This is a genomic window from Nocardia yamanashiensis (assembly GCF_021183565.1).
GTDB lineage: Bacteria > Actinomycetota > Actinomycetes > Mycobacteriales > Mycobacteriaceae > Nocardia > Nocardia yamanashiensis.
Map to the genome: position 1 here is coordinate 1,524,577 of NZ_CP089226.1, position 16,446 is coordinate 1,541,022.

At 69.8% G+C, this 16,446-nt stretch carries 9 protein-coding genes; 2 read left to right on the plus strand and 7 right to left on the minus strand.

Annotated features, from left to right (window positions below; genetic code table 11):
• Positions 1 to 101: 101 nt before the first annotated feature.
• Both LTV02_RS07295 and LTV02_RS07300 read left to right on the plus strand, forming a co-directional pair.
• A complete protein-coding gene (locus tag LTV02_RS07295) occupies positions 102 to 1,199 on the plus strand; it encodes a helix-turn-helix domain-containing protein (protein WP_233039205.1) in 1,098 nt (365 codons plus the stop codon).
• 116 nt (positions 1,200 to 1,315) lie between these two features.
• Positions 1,316 to 1,840 (plus strand): hypothetical protein, encoded by a 525-nt coding sequence (locus LTV02_RS07300; RefSeq protein ID WP_233039207.1) that lies wholly within the window; start codon positions 1,316 to 1,318, stop codon positions 1,838 to 1,840.
• A gap of 6 nt (positions 1,841 to 1,846) precedes the next feature.
• Here the strand turns inward: LTV02_RS07300 and LTV02_RS07305 are convergent, their stop codons facing one another.
• From LTV02_RS07305 to LTV02_RS07335, 7 genes are all read right to left on the minus strand, one after another.
• Positions 1,847 to 2,194, minus strand: coding sequence for a hypothetical protein (locus LTV02_RS07305; protein ID WP_233039208.1), 348 nt, complete (start codon positions 2,192 to 2,194; stop codon positions 1,847 to 1,849).
• A gap of 225 nt (positions 2,195 to 2,419) precedes the next feature.
• Positions 2,420 to 4,615, minus strand: coding sequence for a thiamine pyrophosphate-dependent enzyme (locus LTV02_RS07310; RefSeq protein ID WP_233039209.1), 2,196 nt, complete (start codon positions 4,613 to 4,615; stop codon positions 2,420 to 2,422).
• Between the two features lie 210 nt (positions 4,616 to 4,825).
• The gene (locus LTV02_RS07315; protein ID WP_233039210.1) at positions 4,826 to 5,677 is read right to left on the minus strand and encodes an alpha/beta fold hydrolase; all 852 of its coding nucleotides are present in this window, start codon (positions 5,675 to 5,677) and stop codon (positions 4,826 to 4,828) included.
• Positions 5,674 to 6,843 carry an FAD-dependent oxidoreductase gene (locus tag LTV02_RS07320; RefSeq protein WP_233039211.1) on the minus strand — a complete coding sequence of 390 codons (1,170 nt, stop codon included), beginning with the start codon at positions 6,841 to 6,843 and terminating at the stop codon, positions 5,674 to 5,676. Before LTV02_RS07320 ends, LTV02_RS07315 begins: the two co-directional genes overlap by 4 nt.
• Positions 6,840 to 7,715: an SDR family NAD(P)-dependent oxidoreductase gene (locus LTV02_RS07325; RefSeq protein WP_233039212.1), complete on the minus strand. Its 876-nt coding sequence runs from the start codon at positions 7,713 to 7,715 to the stop codon at positions 6,840 to 6,842. Before LTV02_RS07325 ends, LTV02_RS07320 begins: the two co-directional genes overlap by 4 nt.
• A complete protein-coding gene (locus tag LTV02_RS07330) occupies positions 7,688 to 9,073 on the minus strand; it encodes a phthiocerol/phthiodiolone dimycocerosyl transferase family protein (protein ID WP_233039213.1) in 1,386 nt (461 codons plus the stop codon). Before LTV02_RS07330 ends, LTV02_RS07325 begins: the two co-directional genes overlap by 28 nt.
• A complete protein-coding gene (locus tag LTV02_RS07335; protein WP_233039215.1) occupies positions 9,073 to 16,347 on the minus strand; it encodes an amino acid adenylation domain-containing protein in 7,275 nt (2,424 codons plus the stop codon). The genes LTV02_RS07330 and LTV02_RS07335 overlap by 1 nt, the downstream gene beginning before the upstream one ends.
• Positions 16,348 to 16,446: the final 99 nt, after the last annotated feature.

The window sequence follows — 16,446 nt, forward strand, 5'->3', positions numbered from 1 at the left end:
GCCTCGCGTCCGACACGCGGAGTGACATGCGCGATCTTGGCCGGATCGGCGGCACCGGGGATGCTTGAGCCCGGAAACTCCCGTCGACCGAGGCGGTGGCTGTGCCGGACCGGCACCTACATCCGGATACGGCGATCTACGGCGACCTTCCCGTCGCCGAGATCGCGGCGGTGATCGGCTTCTTCGACGGCCTGGTCGAACGAGGCGCCGATCTGCGCACCGTGCTGCGCGAGGCGGCGCAGTTCTGCGGCGGCGCAGTGGGATTCGGTCCCCCGGGTGAGTCCGGGCAGGTCAGTGACGGCGGCCCGGAGATAAGCCTTGCCCCGATGCCTGACGGAGCGGTCGCTCGTTCCACCGCCACCGGGTCGCAGGCATGGATCCACCGACCGGACGGACCGCGTCCGCAGGATCCACTCATCGCCGACCGATTGGCGCGGACCTGCGTGGTCGTGCAGCGTCAGGACGCGGCCGATGCGATCGGCGCCGCGGATCCGGCATTGCTGGAAGTGGTCATCGACCGCGCCCGCTCCGCCGCCGAGCGCGCCCGCGCCATCCGCCTGCTCGGGCTGTCGCCGACGACACCTCTTACCGCGGTCGCCGTCGCAGGCCCCGGCGCAGAACAGTTCGCACGCCAGCTGGGCGAAGCCGGCACGCGACTGCTGTACACGCGCGTCGGTGCGCTCACTGCCATAGCCGTACCCGGCCCGGTTTCGATAGCTGCGGACATACCCGCCGGCACGCAGGTCGGCATCGGCAATACGTTGGAGGCGTCCGAAGCACCCGAATCCTGGGACCAGGCGCTGGCCGCCCTGCGATTCAGCTTCCCGGCCCGATATCCGCGCGCTTTTCCCAGCACCGTCCACCCGGCGTACTTCTACTACGCGAAGCTCGGAACCTTCGGGCTACTGTGCCGATTGGTCGAAAGCGCCGACATCACCGGCGCCGATATCGACGCACTCGACCGCATAGCCGCCGCGAAGAACGGCGCAACGATCATGCTGACCCTGCACACCCTGATCATGACCGGCTCCCGCCGCCGGACCGCCCGCATGTTGTTCTGCCACCACAATTCGATCGCCGCACGCGTTGCCCAAGCAGAGACAGAACTCGGCTTCCCCATCGATGGACCCTACGGACTGATGCGATTGGGCCTGGCGGTCTCACTGCACCACATCCGCGACTCCTCGATCGAACCGTGAACCATACGAAACACGCTGTGCGCCATCGATCGACGTGAATGTCACGGTGTGCGCCCGTCCGGCCCGGCGTCGTAGGCTCAGCGACCGTGGACTACCTCGGCTCGATTAGAAACCCTGTGCACGACGGACTGTTCCTGCTGCTGTGCGATTCCCGGACACGCTACGGCGGCTGGGATGTCCACGGCCCGGAATTGGCCTCCGAGGGCAGCCACTCCCTGACGCTCGACGGCCTCCGCGCATACGTCGAAGAAGCTCACGGCGACGGCCGCTACGAGGTCCATCACGACGCGGCAACCGGAACCCTCTGGATCTCACCCCCAGTGGAACCAGGCGTCCGCCCGATCCCCGCCGAAGCCCTCACTCACGAGCCCCGCCTGCGAACCTCCCCGCTGGCGCTCATCGACCTCCCGAGCGGCACGCTGGTCCTGGCCCTCGCCTACTCTCCCCTGAACATGACCACCGACGGTGACCACGCGGGCCTCACCCACGGAGACGGTGAACGCCTCGATATCGAATTCGGTACCGGCACCGTGGAAATCACCCGTGAACACACGATCACCGGCCAGGTGCTAGCCCTCCGCCCAGCGCCGAAACCCAACGGCCCGACCGTCGGTCCCGGCGAGGCACAGGGGGTGCGCTGAGAGACCTCAGGTTGGACCGTACATGGCGAGCGCGAAACCGATGCCGGCCAGAACTGCCAGCAGCGGGATGGCCAGCAGTGGCCAGATCACCAGTGGGCGCCTGAGCGACCAGTTGCGGACCATCAGCACCAGGGCGGTGGATCCGACGACGATTGTTCCGATTGCCATCAGGCCGGCTCCCGCGTCGACGAAGGTGCGGCATTGGCCGGTGCATTCGCTGGATGCTCCGCCGGGGGCGCCGAGGAAGCCGATGAGCAGTGTGGCGGTCATGCCGGCGAAGAACACCGCTGCTACCAAGGCCAGGGCGGCGATCAGGTCGATGGCGCGTAGACCCGGGCTGTTCTCGAACTCCACGTTCGCAGGGTAGTCCGGAACGATCGTTTGCCGCAGCGCACGGGGGCTGGCTGAGGCAGGTGGTGACGGGAGGCGGACTAGTATGTACGATCTACGTACGTAGACAGTAGATGAAGCTTGTGCCTCCTCGTCGGCACAGGGGCGCCGACCGGACTGGCGTCGGGCGGCGGGCGGGTGCGGTGTCCCTTGGACAGGACACCGGGCCCGCTCGTCGTCTATCCCGGGTCAAGGGGTGGCCAGGAGTTTGTCGGCGGCCGATTCTATGCGGGCTTCGTCCAGCAGGACGGTGTTGGCGGCGGGGCCGAGGGGGATGAAGCTGTCTTCGCTGGTTACCCGCGCGATGCGGCCTTCGTAGCCGGCGTCGAGGAGGGCGGCCAGGACGGCTTCGGAAACGCTTCCGCTGCGGCGGGTTTCGTCGGCGATGAGGACGCGGCCGGTGGCGCGGGCATTGTCGAGGAGGTCTTCCAGGGGGAGGGGGGAGAGCCAGCGCAGGTCGAGGACGCGGGCGTGGATGCCGCGAGCGGCCAGGCGGCGGGCGACGCGCAGGCTCATCGGGACGCCGTTGGCGAAGCTGACGATGGTGAGATGGGTTCCGGTGCCGTGGATTCGGGCGCGGCCGATCTCGGCGTGGCGGAGGGCGGCGGCGGGGGCCAGCCAGGCATTGTCGCCGGGGCGGTAGAGGTCGCGGGTGTGATAGAGGGCGATCGGCTCGAGGAAGACGCAGACCCGCCCGTCCATGCGGGCGGCGGAGACGCACGTGCGGAGCATGGCGGCGGCATCGTCGGCGCGCGACGGGGAGGCGATCACGATGCCGGGGATATCGCGCAGTGCGGCAAGGGAATTGTCGTTGTGGAAGTGGCCGCCGAAGCCCTTCTGATAGCCGTAGCCGGCGATCCGGACCACCAGCGGATTGCGGTACTTGCCGGCGGAGAAGAACGACAGCGTGGCCGCTTCCCCGCGCAACTGATCCTCGGCATTGTGCACGTAGGCCAGGTATTGGATCTCGGGAATGGGCACGAACCCGGCCAGGCCCGCGCCCAGCGCGGTACCGAGCACGCTCTGCTCGTCCAGCAGCGTGTCGAAGACCCGGCGCACGCCGAACTGCTGCTGCAGGCCTTTGGTGACGCCGTACACCCCGCCCTTGCGACCCACGTCCTCACCGAAGACCAGTACGTCGGGATCGCGGGTGAGCAGTTGCGCCAGCGTGTGATTGACGGCCTGCGCCAATGTCATCGGATCGCCCTTGTCACCGTCCGCGCCCGCCGTCCCGCGCAGCGCGTCGGTCCGCACCATCGTCGGCCGCGCGGGCGCGAGCGGCGCCATGACCGCGGCGGCGGAGGTGAGTTTCGGTTCCTCGCGCAGACTTTCGGCCGTGGCCGCGACCCGCGCGCCGAGATCGTCGTATCGGCGGATGAGTTCCCCGGGCGTGGCGACACCGGCCGCGATGAGCAGTTCCGCGGTCCGCGTCACCGGATCCCGGCGCAGATCGGCCGCCAGTTCGGCGGGACGCCGGTAGGCCGATTCCACATCCGAGCCCGCATGCCCGAGCAGCCGCACCGTCCGCAAGCGCAGGAAAGCTGGTTTGCGATGCGTGCGAACCCATTTCGCCGCCTCGGTCGCCACGCTCAGCGCTTCGGTGAGCTCGGCCCCGTCGGCGTCGAACCAGCGCAGCCCGGGCCGCGACCCGTACGCGTGCTCGATCCAGGTGCGCGGCGTCGGCACGCTGATCCCGATCCCGTTGTCCTCGCATACGAACAGAATCGGCATCGGCACGCCCAGATGCGCGGTGTGCACGGCGGTATTGATCGCCCCGGCCGCCGTTGAATGATTCGCCGACGCATCACCGAAACTGCACACCACCACCGCGTCCGCGGGCCACGGGCATGCCACCCCCAGTCCCGCCGCCCGCTCGAGGGCGAACGCCAGCCCGACCGCCCGCGGCAGATGCGAGGCGATGGTCGAGGTCTGCGGGATGACATGCGCGGCGTGACTGCCGAAAACCTTGTGCCGCCCACCGGAAATCGGATCCGCGGCCGCCGCCAGCACCCCCAGCAGCACATCCCGGATCGGGTCGATGCCGCCCGTCTGCCGGGTGCGCTGCACGAAGAACGCCGCCGAACGATAGTGCAGCAGTGCCGGATCGGTGACCCGCAAGGCCGCCGCGACCGCCGCGTTCCCTTCGTGCCCCGCCGACCCGATGCTGTAGTACCCGCGCCCGTCCCGCCCCAGCTGCCGGGCGATCAGATCCAGATGGCGCGCGGTGACCTGGGCGTCGAACAGTTCGAGGGCCTCGGCGCCGGTGCAGGGCGCGCCGGGCGCGAGTGGTTCGTGTTGTGCGCGAGCGGGACCGGGTCTCGCGGCGGTGACTTCCGCGCGAAACCATTGGTCCAGTTCCGCCTCCCGCTCGTTGATCCGACTCACCCTCTCGCCATTTGTCCGATATGTCGCTTACGCCGGGTCATCAGCGTAAATGTGGAACATCGATCTCCGCCGCAACTCCGCATTCGTCGGCCCGGCGTGCGATCCACGGTATCGAGAGTCGGGCCCGCGCGCGGCGGGTCCGCGCAACCCGTCGCGCCGTAGTGAGCGCGACCCGGTGCGCGAGATTTCTCCGCGATGTGGGTGGGTGGATCAGGTAGCGGGCCCGGTGGCGGCCAGGAACTCGGAGATGGCATCGGCCAGCGCCACCGGCTGATCGAGGGGCAGGCAGGTGGCGCTGTCGGCGATCTCCACCAGCGTGCCGTGCGGGAAGGACGCCGCCAGGCGGGGACCGTGCTCGCGCGGCATGAGCCGATCGCCGCCGGCCCACACCACCAGAGCCGGACCGGGGAAGGATTCGGTGGCCTTGGCCCAGCGCGCCAGATCCGCCGGCAGGTAGCTGTCCCGCAGCACCGTCGCCAGATCGCCGCGCACGGCGCGATCGGTGAAGCGCAGCTGCCATTCATCGGCCAGATCGCGGGGGAGCGGGCGCAGCGCGGAGACATCGGCCGCGCCCATCCGGGTGCGGAACCAGCGGGCGCGCATGGGCAGCGCCATCGCGTCCAATGCGCCGGGCACCTTGGCGGCGCGGGCGAACAGGCGGCCCGGAGGGCCCGGCGGATAGTTGTCGAAGGCCTCGCACGCGGTCAGCACCAGGCGCGACAGCCGCTCGCCCTGGCCTTCGGCGAGCATGACCTGGGCTGCGCCCCAATGGTTTTGGATGAGCGTGACCTCACGCAGGTCCAGGGCGGTGAGGAACTCGCCGGTCAACCGCGCCAGTCCGGCCACCGTGAGATCCGCGCCGGGCCGCATGGGCAGCCGGTGCGCGCCCAGCGGCATGGTCGGGCGGATGCACCGGTAGTGCGGTTCGAGCCGCGCCACCACCTCCCGCCAGACCCGCGCGTCCTTCATCGCGCCGTGCAGGAAAACCAGCGTCGGCCCCTCCCCGGAATCGAGGTATTCGATGGGCCCGCAAGCGAGTTCGACGGATTTCCAGGCGGTCATCGGGGCTCCAGGGCGGTGGTGACGGGCAGGGTGAAACGCATGGGGGCGATGTTCTGGGCGCGCATGATCGGAATAGGCGTGAAACGCAGAATCGCGTCGCGCACCCGCACCGGCACGGCCGATTCGAGCTGCTCCATCTTGCTGAGCCGCCGCGACCCCGCGACCAGCATGCGGGTGCGATCCCGGCGCGCGGCCTCGTAAGCGCGCAGCGCGCGCACCGGATCGGGGTCGGCGGCCAGGTGATGCGCGAGCACATACCCGTCCTCGATGGCCGAGCCCGCACCCTGGCTGAAGCTGGTCAGCATGGGGTGCGCGGCATCTCCGGCGAGGGTGAAACGGCCGGTGCCCCAGCGGTCCAGGAAATCCCGGTCCTGCGCCGGGACGCTCACGATGGCGGCCTCCGGGGTGACGGCGATGGCCTCGCCGATCTCGGGCGCCCAGCCCTCGAACGCGGTCACGATCCCGGCCTTGCCGCCGGTGTAGGCGCGCGCGGTCTCGACGCCGACGTTCTTGGTGCCCCACCAGTAGACGCGCCCGCCGCCGATATCCATCAACCCGAAGCGCTGGCCGCGACCCCAATAATGGCGGGCCACACCGTCTTTCACCAGCGGATGACTGAACTCGGTGGTGGCCAGCCAGCACACATAGCCGTACTCGTTGACCGGTTCCGGCCCGGCATGCTGCGCGCGGATCGCCGAGCGGATGCCGTCCGCGCCGATCAGCACATCGCCGGTGACCGTGCGGCCGTCGTCGAAGGTGACGGTGACGGCGTGCGCGTCCTGTTCGAAACCGGTCACGCGCGCCCCGAAGTGGATGGGCGTGTCGCCGATCGCGGTGCGCAGTGCGGCCATGAGATCGTCGCGGCCCACCGTGACGGCGGGGAAGCCCAGCTCGTCCTGCATGGACCGGAACGGCAAGGCGCGCAGCACCTTCCCGTCGGGGGCGTGAATGAAGAACTGCTCGGTGATGCGTCCCAGCCCCGCCACGGTGACGTCGATGCCGAGCGCGTCCAGCACGGCGGTGGCATTGCTGAGAATGCCCAGCCCCGTACCGGTCGAACGCAATTCGGTGGCCGCCTCGAAGATTTCGGCGTCGATGCCGTGCCGGCGCAGCGCGGCAGCCGTGCTCAGGCCGGCCACACCGGCTCCGATGATCAGGACTTTCATTTGATGCTCCTGGTGAGGGCGAGGTCCAGCAGGCGATCCGGCAGCAGGCGCGCGGCCAGGGTGCCGAGGGTGACATCGCGCCCCACCGGATAGCGGGTGCGCGGGCGGCGAGCGGTGAGAGCGTGCTCGAGGGCGCGCGCCACATCGACGGGCGTGGTCGCGCCGTCGGTGGCGGTGGCGGCATTGGCTGCGGAGAACGCGGTGAAACGATCCCGGTACAGGGCCGCGATGGGGGCGGGTGCGGTGTCGAGCAGCCGCGCCGCGGTCTCGGCCTGCTTGCGCCAGATCGGGGTGGCGATGGCGCCCGGTTCGACCACCGACACGGTCACCCGCTGCGGGGCCAGCTCCCGGCGCAACGCATCCGAGAGGCCCTCCTTGCCGAATTGGCTTGCGGCATACGCGCTCAGATACGGCAGCGCCACCCGGCCGACCCCGGAGGTGACATTGACGATGCGCCCGGCCGGACCGCTGCCGACGCCATCGGTGGCGCGCAGCAGCGGCAGGAACTGACGGATCATGGCGGCCACGCCGATCAGATTGACCTCCAGCTGATACCGCAGCTCCTCGATGGGCACGCATTCCAGCGGCGCGGACACGCTGATCCCCGCATTGTTGACCAGCCCGAGCAAGCCGGCGGGACCGAGCTGCTCACCGATCACCTTGTGCGCCTGGGCGATCGACTCCGCGGAGGTCACATCGATCTCCACCGGCCGCAGGTCCCCGGTCGCGGTCCGGGTCAGCCCCGCGGCGGCCTCCGGATCGCGCACGCCCGCGAACACGGTGAACCCGCGCTCGGCGAGCCACAGCGCGCCCGCCCGGCCCAGCCCGGACGAACAACCCGTGATCAGGACGGCATTACTGATGTCGGACAAGGCTTCTCGCTGTTCGATCGGTGGGGCAGCCCGAGGGCCGCATGGAGCACGGAGACCGAGGCGTCGGCCAAGCGCACGGCGCGCTCGGCGGACACGGCATCCTCGATATAGGTGAAGTTCCAGTGCAGGGTGTCGTGGCTGGTGTTCACGCTCGCCACGAAATTCCCGCTGATGGATATCCCGGCCACGAACTGCGCGCCGGACAACCGCCACCCGCCGATCCGGTCGGGGAAGTCGAAGCGGCCGATGTTCGACAGGCAGATATTGCCGTTGCCCCGCGCATCCACCAGCGCCACGGCCCGGGCACTGGTGGCGGGGGCCGCCGGGCAGATCACCGGCAACAGCGAAATCTGCGCCAGATGCTGACGGAATCGCTTGCGCCGCCGCAGCTCCCGGTTCACCGCCCGCGCCACACCCCAGAAATCGGAGCCCGGCCCGAACCGGGGCCGCGACGGCACCGTGGCGACATACGCGCCCACCTCGTCGGCGCCCACCGCCGGACGCAACTCGTCGCGGAAGTTCATCGGCGCGCCGATCGTCACCCGCGCGGCCTCGCCCGCCGCGATTACGTCCCCGTACGCCTGCGCCATGGCGGCCGTCAGCGCGCCGTGCACCGTGACTTCCTCGGCCGCACAACGCGTCACCAGCGCGGCGAGCGTATCGGCCGCGAGTTCACGGCTCAGCAGCCGGCTGTGCCGCTCCGTAGCGCCGACCGGACGCTCGGGCGGCAACCGGCGCGGCCGCAATACGAGCCCGGCGACCTGATCCACGAACCCGGACCCGAGCGCTGCCGCTACCCCCGGCGCGCGCTGGAACAATTTGGGCAGCAGGGCATCCGGTGCGGGCAGCGCCTCCCGCCGGACCACGGTCTCCGACAGCGCGGAGGCATCGATTGCCGCCGCATGCTCGACGAGTCGCCGGAGCAAGGTCAGGGCGGTGGTGGCGTCGGCGATGACGTGCGAGACCGTCAGTATCAGGTCGTGGGTTTCCGTGGTGGTTCCGGCGGCGGTCCGAATGTCGGTGAGCCGCAGCAGGGGACGGATGTCCGTCTCCAGGGCGGTGTTCAGTTCGACGCGGTCGACGTGCTCCTCCCACGGGATGTCCTGCACCGTCGTGATCGGGATGCGCGGGTCGGCTGCGGGCACGAAGGCCGGGGCGGTGCCGTCGGCGGCGCTCACGATGCTCACCCGTAGCAGGGGGTGTTCGGCGGTGAGGGCGTGGGCGGCGGCGCGCAGGGCGTCCGGGGGGAGGGCGCCGTGCACGCGGACTCGCGCCACCACATTGAGCGGCGAGAGGCGGTCGCACACGTGGTACCACCGTTCGCTCGCGCTCAACGGGCGCTGTATCTCGGTGTCCATCAATCGTTTCCAGAGCTCGATTCCAAGGCGGGGGTGCGGTTGAGCAGGTCGGCGAGCAGTCGCGCCACGGTCGCGATATTCGGTTCGGTCATCATGGAGAGGTGATCGCCGGGGATCTCCCGGATATCCAACCCGAAATTCGCCCAGCGTTCCCACCCGTTGTCGGCGTCACCGAACATGGTGCCCGCCAGACGATGTGCGGTCTCGAGGCTCGCGGGCAGGCCTTCGGTGGCCCGGAGCAGCGTGAACGGGCGCTGCACCGGGGCCATTCGATAGGCCAGGGCCGCTTGGAAATTGGCGTGGAACACCGCGTAGAGCCGGCGCACCAGCTGCGGGGAGGACTCCGGCGGCAGGATGCCGTGGTCGACCGACTGGCGCAGGATCGAGTCGAACAGTTCCTCGCGGTCGGTGGCGGAGGTGTCGAAGAGCTGCTCCAGGTCCAGGACGGCGGCCTCGCTGCCCTTGGCGTACCAGAGCAGTTCGCCGAAGAACCAGACGATGAGATCCTTCTCGTCCACGTGTTCGGGCGGCGTCTCACGCAATGCCATGGTGTCCAGCAGCACCAGTTGCTCGACGGCCGAATCACCCAGTTGCCGTGCGACTTCCAGGGCTACATAGCCGCCGAAGGACCAGCCGGCGATGTGATAGGGCCCGTGCGGGTGCGCGCGCCGGATCGCCGCCACATAGGAGGCGGCCAGCTCCTGCACGGTGGTGAGCGGCGTGGTGCCGGGGACCGCGCCCGCGGCCTGCAACCCGTACACCGGGCGATCGCCGCCCATATGCCGCGCCAGGGGCACGTAGCAGACGATATTGCCGCCGATGGGGTGGATCAGGAACAGCGGGGTCGCCCCGGAATCCGAATGCGCCAGCGGCACCAGCGGATCGAAGCTGCGTTCCGCGCCGCCCGTGCGCACCACCGCCGCCAGTCCGGCCGCCGTCGGCGTGGAGACGAAGGTCTCCAGGGGCAGTTCCACATTCCAGCGTTCGGCGACGGTCATGGCCACGCGCATCGCGCCGATGGAGGTGCCGCCCGCGGCGAAGAAGTCGGTGTCGGCGGCGAATTCGGCGGTGCCGCTGAACTCGGCCAGGATCGCGGCGATCTCCCGCTCCCATTCGTCGGCGGGCGGCCGCCCGGCCGCGACCTCGGTGGGGCGTTCCGCCAGGCGGCGCAGCGCGGCATCGTCGCGTTTGCCGCTGGGGGTCAAGGGCAGCGCGTCGATCCACTGGAATCGTGCGGGCACCATGTGGGCGGGTAGCCGCTTGCGCAGCTCACCCCGAAGCTGTTCGGCGGGGAGCGGTTCCGTGCCGGGTTCGGTGACCAGGAAGGCGTCCAGCGCCGCGTCGGTACCCGCCAGCTGCCGGGCCACCACCGCCGCCTGCTGCACGCCCGCGATCTCCGCGAGCGCGAACTCCACCTCCGCGCATTCCACCCGGAACCCGCGCACCTTCACCTGGGTATCGGTGCGGCCGAGGCAAACGATCTCCCCGCCGGGCAGCTCGATGCCCAGATCGCCGGTACGATAACGGATTCCGCCTCCGGAGTGCGCCACGAACCGCTGTGCGGTGAGCTCCGGCCGCCCCTCGTACCCGCGAGCCAATCCGGCGCCGGACAGATAGATCTCACCGGGCACCCCGGGAGCCACCGGCCGCAATCGCTCATCGAGCAACTCCACCCCGGCCGCTCCCACGACGCCTCCGACCGGCGGCAATCCCGGGAACCGCTCCGGTGAGCCGCTCATCGAATAGGCCAGCGCCACATGCGATTCGGTTGGCCCATACTGGTTCTCCAGCACCACGCCCGGGTTCGCGGCAGCCAGCGCCCGGATCTCCGGGGTGATCCGCAGCTGCTCACCCGAGGACACCAGCGCCGACAACGTGGTCGGATACGCCCCGGTCACCTTGGCCGCCTCGGCCAGCGCCTGCAATGCCACGTACGGCAGATACAGCCGCCGCGCACCGCTCTCGGCGACCACCCGCGCCAGCGCGGCCGGATCCCGCCGCTGCTCCTCGGTGATCAACCGCAATGTCCCGCCTTCGGCCAGCGTCGCGAAGATCTCCTGGAACGACACATCGAACGACAACGGCGCGAACTGCACCGTCACCCCGCCCGAGGCCGCCGTCGCCGACCGCCGCTGCCACCGAGCCAGATTCGCGAGCCCGCGATGCGGCATCGCCACCCCCTTCGGCTCACCTGTCGACCCGGACGTGAACAGCACATAGGCGATCGACTCCGGATGAATCGCGGGCAGCACGCCCCCGGCCGCGTCACGTGCAGGCCTGCTCGCGCTCGAGCCGTCTGCCGACCCGCTCGCAGCCGGGCTGTGCGCGGGCCCGGCCGCAGCTGAGCCGACCTGCGGCGCTGTGGCGTTGGACCAGTCGCCGGTTGGGGATCCGTCGAGCTGCGCCCGGCCGTGTGCGCGATCGACGTGACCGGAAAGACCAGAGGCGCGGTCGTCACGATCCGAATCCTGTTGCGGGAGCGCGCCCGCCGCGGCCGACTGGGCGGCGGCACGGACCGGCGGGAGCAGGTCCTGCACGTCGGTGAGGATGCGGAACGGGTGGGCGCGCGCGATCATCGCGGCCCGGCGGGCTTCCGGGTAGGACGGGTCCAACGGGACCACGGCGGCGCCGGCGCGCAGGATGCCGAGGACGACGGCGATCTGTGCGGGGGAGCGGTCGAGTTGTACCGCGATGCGGGCGTTCGCGGGGAGGCCGTCGGCCAGGAGACGCAGGGCGACGGTTTCGGCGGCGCGGTCCAGGTGCCCGTAGGTCCAGGTGCTCGAATCATCGACCAGTGCGGGTGCGTTCGGGCGCAGGGCCGCCATCGCTTCGATCTGGTGGACCGCGTCCTCGAGGCGGGCGTGGGCCGCGTCGATGCGGCCGTGCGGGTCACGCACGAGCGCGGCCAGGACACCGATGAAGAGGCGGCCGTATTCCTCGCATTGTGGGTGGCTCAGCGAGTCGCGGCCCGCGCTGATGCGCAAGGTGATGTCGTCGGTGCGGGGATCGACGGCGGCGGTGACCAGGAGCGCGAAGTTCGTTTCCTCGCGGATGCGGAAGTCGGCGAGCGCGAGGTCGGCCGCCGCGGTCACGCCGGTGAAGACGTGGTAGTTGACGAAATTGAAGGCGGTGTCGAAGGGGACGCCGCCGTGGTCGGCGATCATCGCACGCAGGGGGTAGCGGCGATGGGGGTGGCTCTCGCGTTCCTGGGCCGCGACGTGCCGTACCGCGTCGAGGCGGTCGATCGGGGCGCTCCCGAGCCGGACCGGGAGGGTGTTGAGGAAGAGCCCCGCCACCGAATCGCCGCCTACGCGAGCGGGTCTGGCGTGTGAGACCACGCCGGTGACGATGTCGTCCGCGCCGGTCATGGCTTGCAGGGTGAGGCAGTGGGCGGTGAGCAGGATCGATTTGAGGGGTAGTCGTTCGGTGGTCGCGGTCGCGCTGATCGCGCGCCGCAGCCAGCGGGGGAGCAGCGCGTTCACCTCGACCGGGCCGTCGGCGGCCGGCGGCTCGTAGGCGCGGGTCGAGGACAGGGCGGTGGCGGGGGCATCGGCCAGGAGACGGGACCAGTAGGCGCGTGAGCCGGTGTCGTTCCGCGCGTCCTGTTCCGCGCGGGCGTATTCGGCGAGCAGGGTCGCGGGGTACGGGGTGGCGTCCACCGGGGCGATATCGAAGCCCATCAGGTGCAGGTAGTCCTGGAGCAGTTCACGCACCAGATTGGCGACGCTCCACCCGTCGAGAATGGCGTGGTGGAAGCTGAAGGTGAGTTCGAACCCGTCGGCGTCGGGCAGCACCCGCATGCTGTGCAGTGGGGCCCGGTCCAGCACATAGGGTTCGGCGGTTTCGGAGGCGCCGATCCGCAATGTGCCAGGCACCTGGTGGTGCACGATCTGGATCGGCAGGGAACGGCCGGTGAGGTCGAACCCGGAACGCAGCGCGGGCTGCCGCGCCACCAGTCGCGCATAGGCGGCCCGGAACGGGGCCTCCTGCCAGGGCATCCGCAGCTGATAGGTGAAAACGTCCTGGTACAGCGTGGATTCGCGGCGCTCGAGACTGTGGAAGAGCATGCCCAGCTGCAGTGAGGTGGCGGGGAAGGCGTCCTCGACGTCGGCGAGCGCACCCCGGTCGATGAGCGGGATCAGTTCGAGGGCTTGCGAAACCCCGATATCGGCGACGGTCTCCCCCGCGTCGACGGCGGCGGCCAGATCGGCGATGGTCGGGCGGGCGAAGAACCGGTCGATATCGAACCGCAGCCCGCGCTGCTCGGCCGCCGTCCGCAGGCGCAGCGCGAGAATGGAATCGCCGCCGACGGTGAAGAAGTCGTCGTCCACGCTCAGTTCGCTCGCCTCGACGCCGAGGACCTCGGCCCACGCCGCGGCGATCAGATGCTCGGAATCGGTTTGCGCGGAACGGGTCTCGGATCGATGAAAGATCGGTGACGGCAGCGCCCTGCGATCGGCCTTGCCGCTGCCGGTCAGCGGAATCCGTTCCATGCGTACGAAATACGACGGCACCATGTACCCGGGCAGCCGCGTAGCCAGGTGCTCGGCGACCTCGCTGTCGGTCGCCGGGCCCGCGTAGTAGGCGACCAGCGTGGTGGCCTCGCCGTGCACTCGCGCGTCCACCACCACACCGGCCGTCACGCCCGGGCATTCGGCCAGCACATTGTCGATCTCGCCCAGCGTGATTCGATTGCCGCGCACCTTGACCTGGTCATCGAGCCTGCCCAGATATTCCAGATTCCCGTCCGCCAGCCAGCGCGCCAGATCACCGGTCCGATAACGCCGCCCGCCCGGCACTCGCTCGTCGGCGACGAACGCGGCCGCGGTCAGGTCGTCCCGCCCGTGATACCCGCGCCCGACGCCGACGCCCGCGATATTGAGTTCCCCGGCCACGCCGACCGGGCAGCGCCGCCCGGCCGGATCCAGCACCAGCAGCGCGATATTGTCGATCGGCCGCCCGATCGGCACCCGCGAAACCTGCGCGCCGACTTCGTAATACGACACATCCACGGTCGCCTCGGTCGGCCCGTACAGATTGATCAACCGCACGTGCGAGAGCCCCAGACCGGCGAACACCGCCCGGAACCGATTCGCCAGCGCGGGCGTGAGCGCCTCCCCGGAACAGAAGACCAGGCGCAGCGAAGCCAGCTCAGCGGCCGGTACTCCCTGCTCGGTCACGTGATCGAGGAACGGGCCCAGCATCGACGGCACGAAATGCATGACCGACACCCGATGCCCGGTGATGGCCGCCGCGATCACCCTCGGATCCCGCTCCCCGCCGTGCGGCAACAGCGCGACCCTGGCGCCGACCAGACCCCACCACATCAGCTCCCACACCGAGACGTCGAAGGTCGCGGGCGTCTTCTGCAAGATCACGTCATCGGCGGTGAGCGGGTAGGCGTTCTGCATCCACGTCAGCCGGTTGACGACCGAATTGTGCTCGATCATCACACCTTTCGGCTTGCCGGTGGAGCCGGAGGTGTAGATGAGATAGGCGAGATCGTCCGGCCGTGTCGAGGACGGCGTCGCCCCGGACCTGGATCGCGCTGTTCGCGGGTCGATCCGGGTGACGCCGAGCTCGCGTGCGGTGACCTCGAATTCGGGGCCGGCGATGAGGAACCGGGCACCGCAGTCGTCCACGATCGTCGCGATGCGGGCGGGCGGGTAATCGGGATCGATCGGCACATACGCGCCGCCTGCGGCGAGCACCGCGTGGACGGCGATCACCAGTTCGGGGGAGCGGCGCAGCAACAGGGGTACCGGTTCCTGGGCTCGCATTCCATCGGCTCGGAGCGCGCCCGCGAGGTCCCGCACCTCGTCGCCGAATTCCGCATAGGACAGTGTGGTTTCGATGCCGTCGATCAGTGTCGCCAAGGCCGGCGCTGCCGGGGTGCGGCGAATCTGCTCCGCCACCAGCGCATCGATCGTCGCGTGCCGATCCAGCGGACCGACTTGGGGCCCTTCGAATCCCGCGATTCGTGCGTGATCGGTGCCGAGCAGGGCGTCGAGTTCCGCCAGGGGCGTATCGGGCGCGTCCAGCGCCGCACGCGTCAGCGCGAAGACCTGCCGGATGACGTCGTCGATGGGGAAGTCGGCGTCGAACACGTCCTCGGCGTAGAACACATCGATCTCGATGGTGCCCTCCCGCCGGAACTCGCGCGCGGCGATGTTCAACGCGTCCAGGGACGACCCGGTGGACAGCACCGAGATCTCGTCGATGCCGTCGGGCAGTTTTCGGTCCGGCAGCGACATGTAGGAGTAGGTGACGTCGAACAGGCTGCCGCCGCCGTGGCCCTGTTCGCGTAGCGCTGCCTGGAGGTCGCCCAGCGGAAAACGTTGCCGCAGTGTCAGTTCGCTGACGGCCTCCGCCGTCAGCGCCGCCTGCTGCGTCAGCGTCAGCGATTCGTCGATATCGAGCGCCAAGGGCAGCATGTTGGCGGTGTGCCCGACCAGGTACAGGTCTTCCCGGCGCCGATTGAGCAGGGGCACGCCCAGCACGATGTCGCCATCGCGGTGGATGCGCCGCAGATACCAGGCCAGGGCCGTCGCCGTCACCGCGAACACCGATTGCCCGGTGGTGCGCAGCCGATCCCGGTCCGCCTTCGTCAAACGCAGCGTCCGCCGCCCGCGCGCCTGCTCCCGCACCGTTGTCCCGCGCGCGAACAAGGCGGGCGACAGGTCCGCCACCCGACCGGTCAGCGCGGCGGCATCCTGCTGGAATCGTTCCGAATTCCGGTACTCGCCTTCGGCTTTCAGGAACTCGGTATAGCTCTGCGCCGCGATCTCGGCGCCGGATTCCGCTCCCAGATAGTCCTCGCACCAATGCCGCAGCAGAATGGTCAGCCCCCAGAGGTCCACCACCGCGTGATGCGCGCAGACGTACAGCAGGAACGATCCACTGCCGTCGACCACGATCGCGGCCCGGATCAACTGCCCGTCCGGCGGCAGCACCGTCTCGGTGGTCCGCCGCACCCACTCCTGTGCCGCGGCGTCCGGATCCGCGGCCCCGCTCACATCGACCAGATCGATCGATTCGGCTTCGTCGCTGATCCACTGCGTCATGGCGTGCGCGTCGATGCGCATCCGCATCGCCTCGTGCCGCCAGCCTTCCCGGAACATGCACTCGCGCACCCGGTCCACGTCCAGCGGCGCGCTGATCCGCACATACCCGGCGATCTGCGCCAGCGGCAGCTCCGGAAACAGCGCCCCCACGGTCACGACATCGCGCTGATACCCCGTCAGCGGACGGATTTCCCTGTTCACGGCAGTCATCGCCGGCAACTCCCTCTGGGCATGCGAATGGAGGTCGGTCGCGATTGCGTGCGGCGCGACGAAATCGCCGGACGACTCGATCGGCCTCGGTTGTGCAGC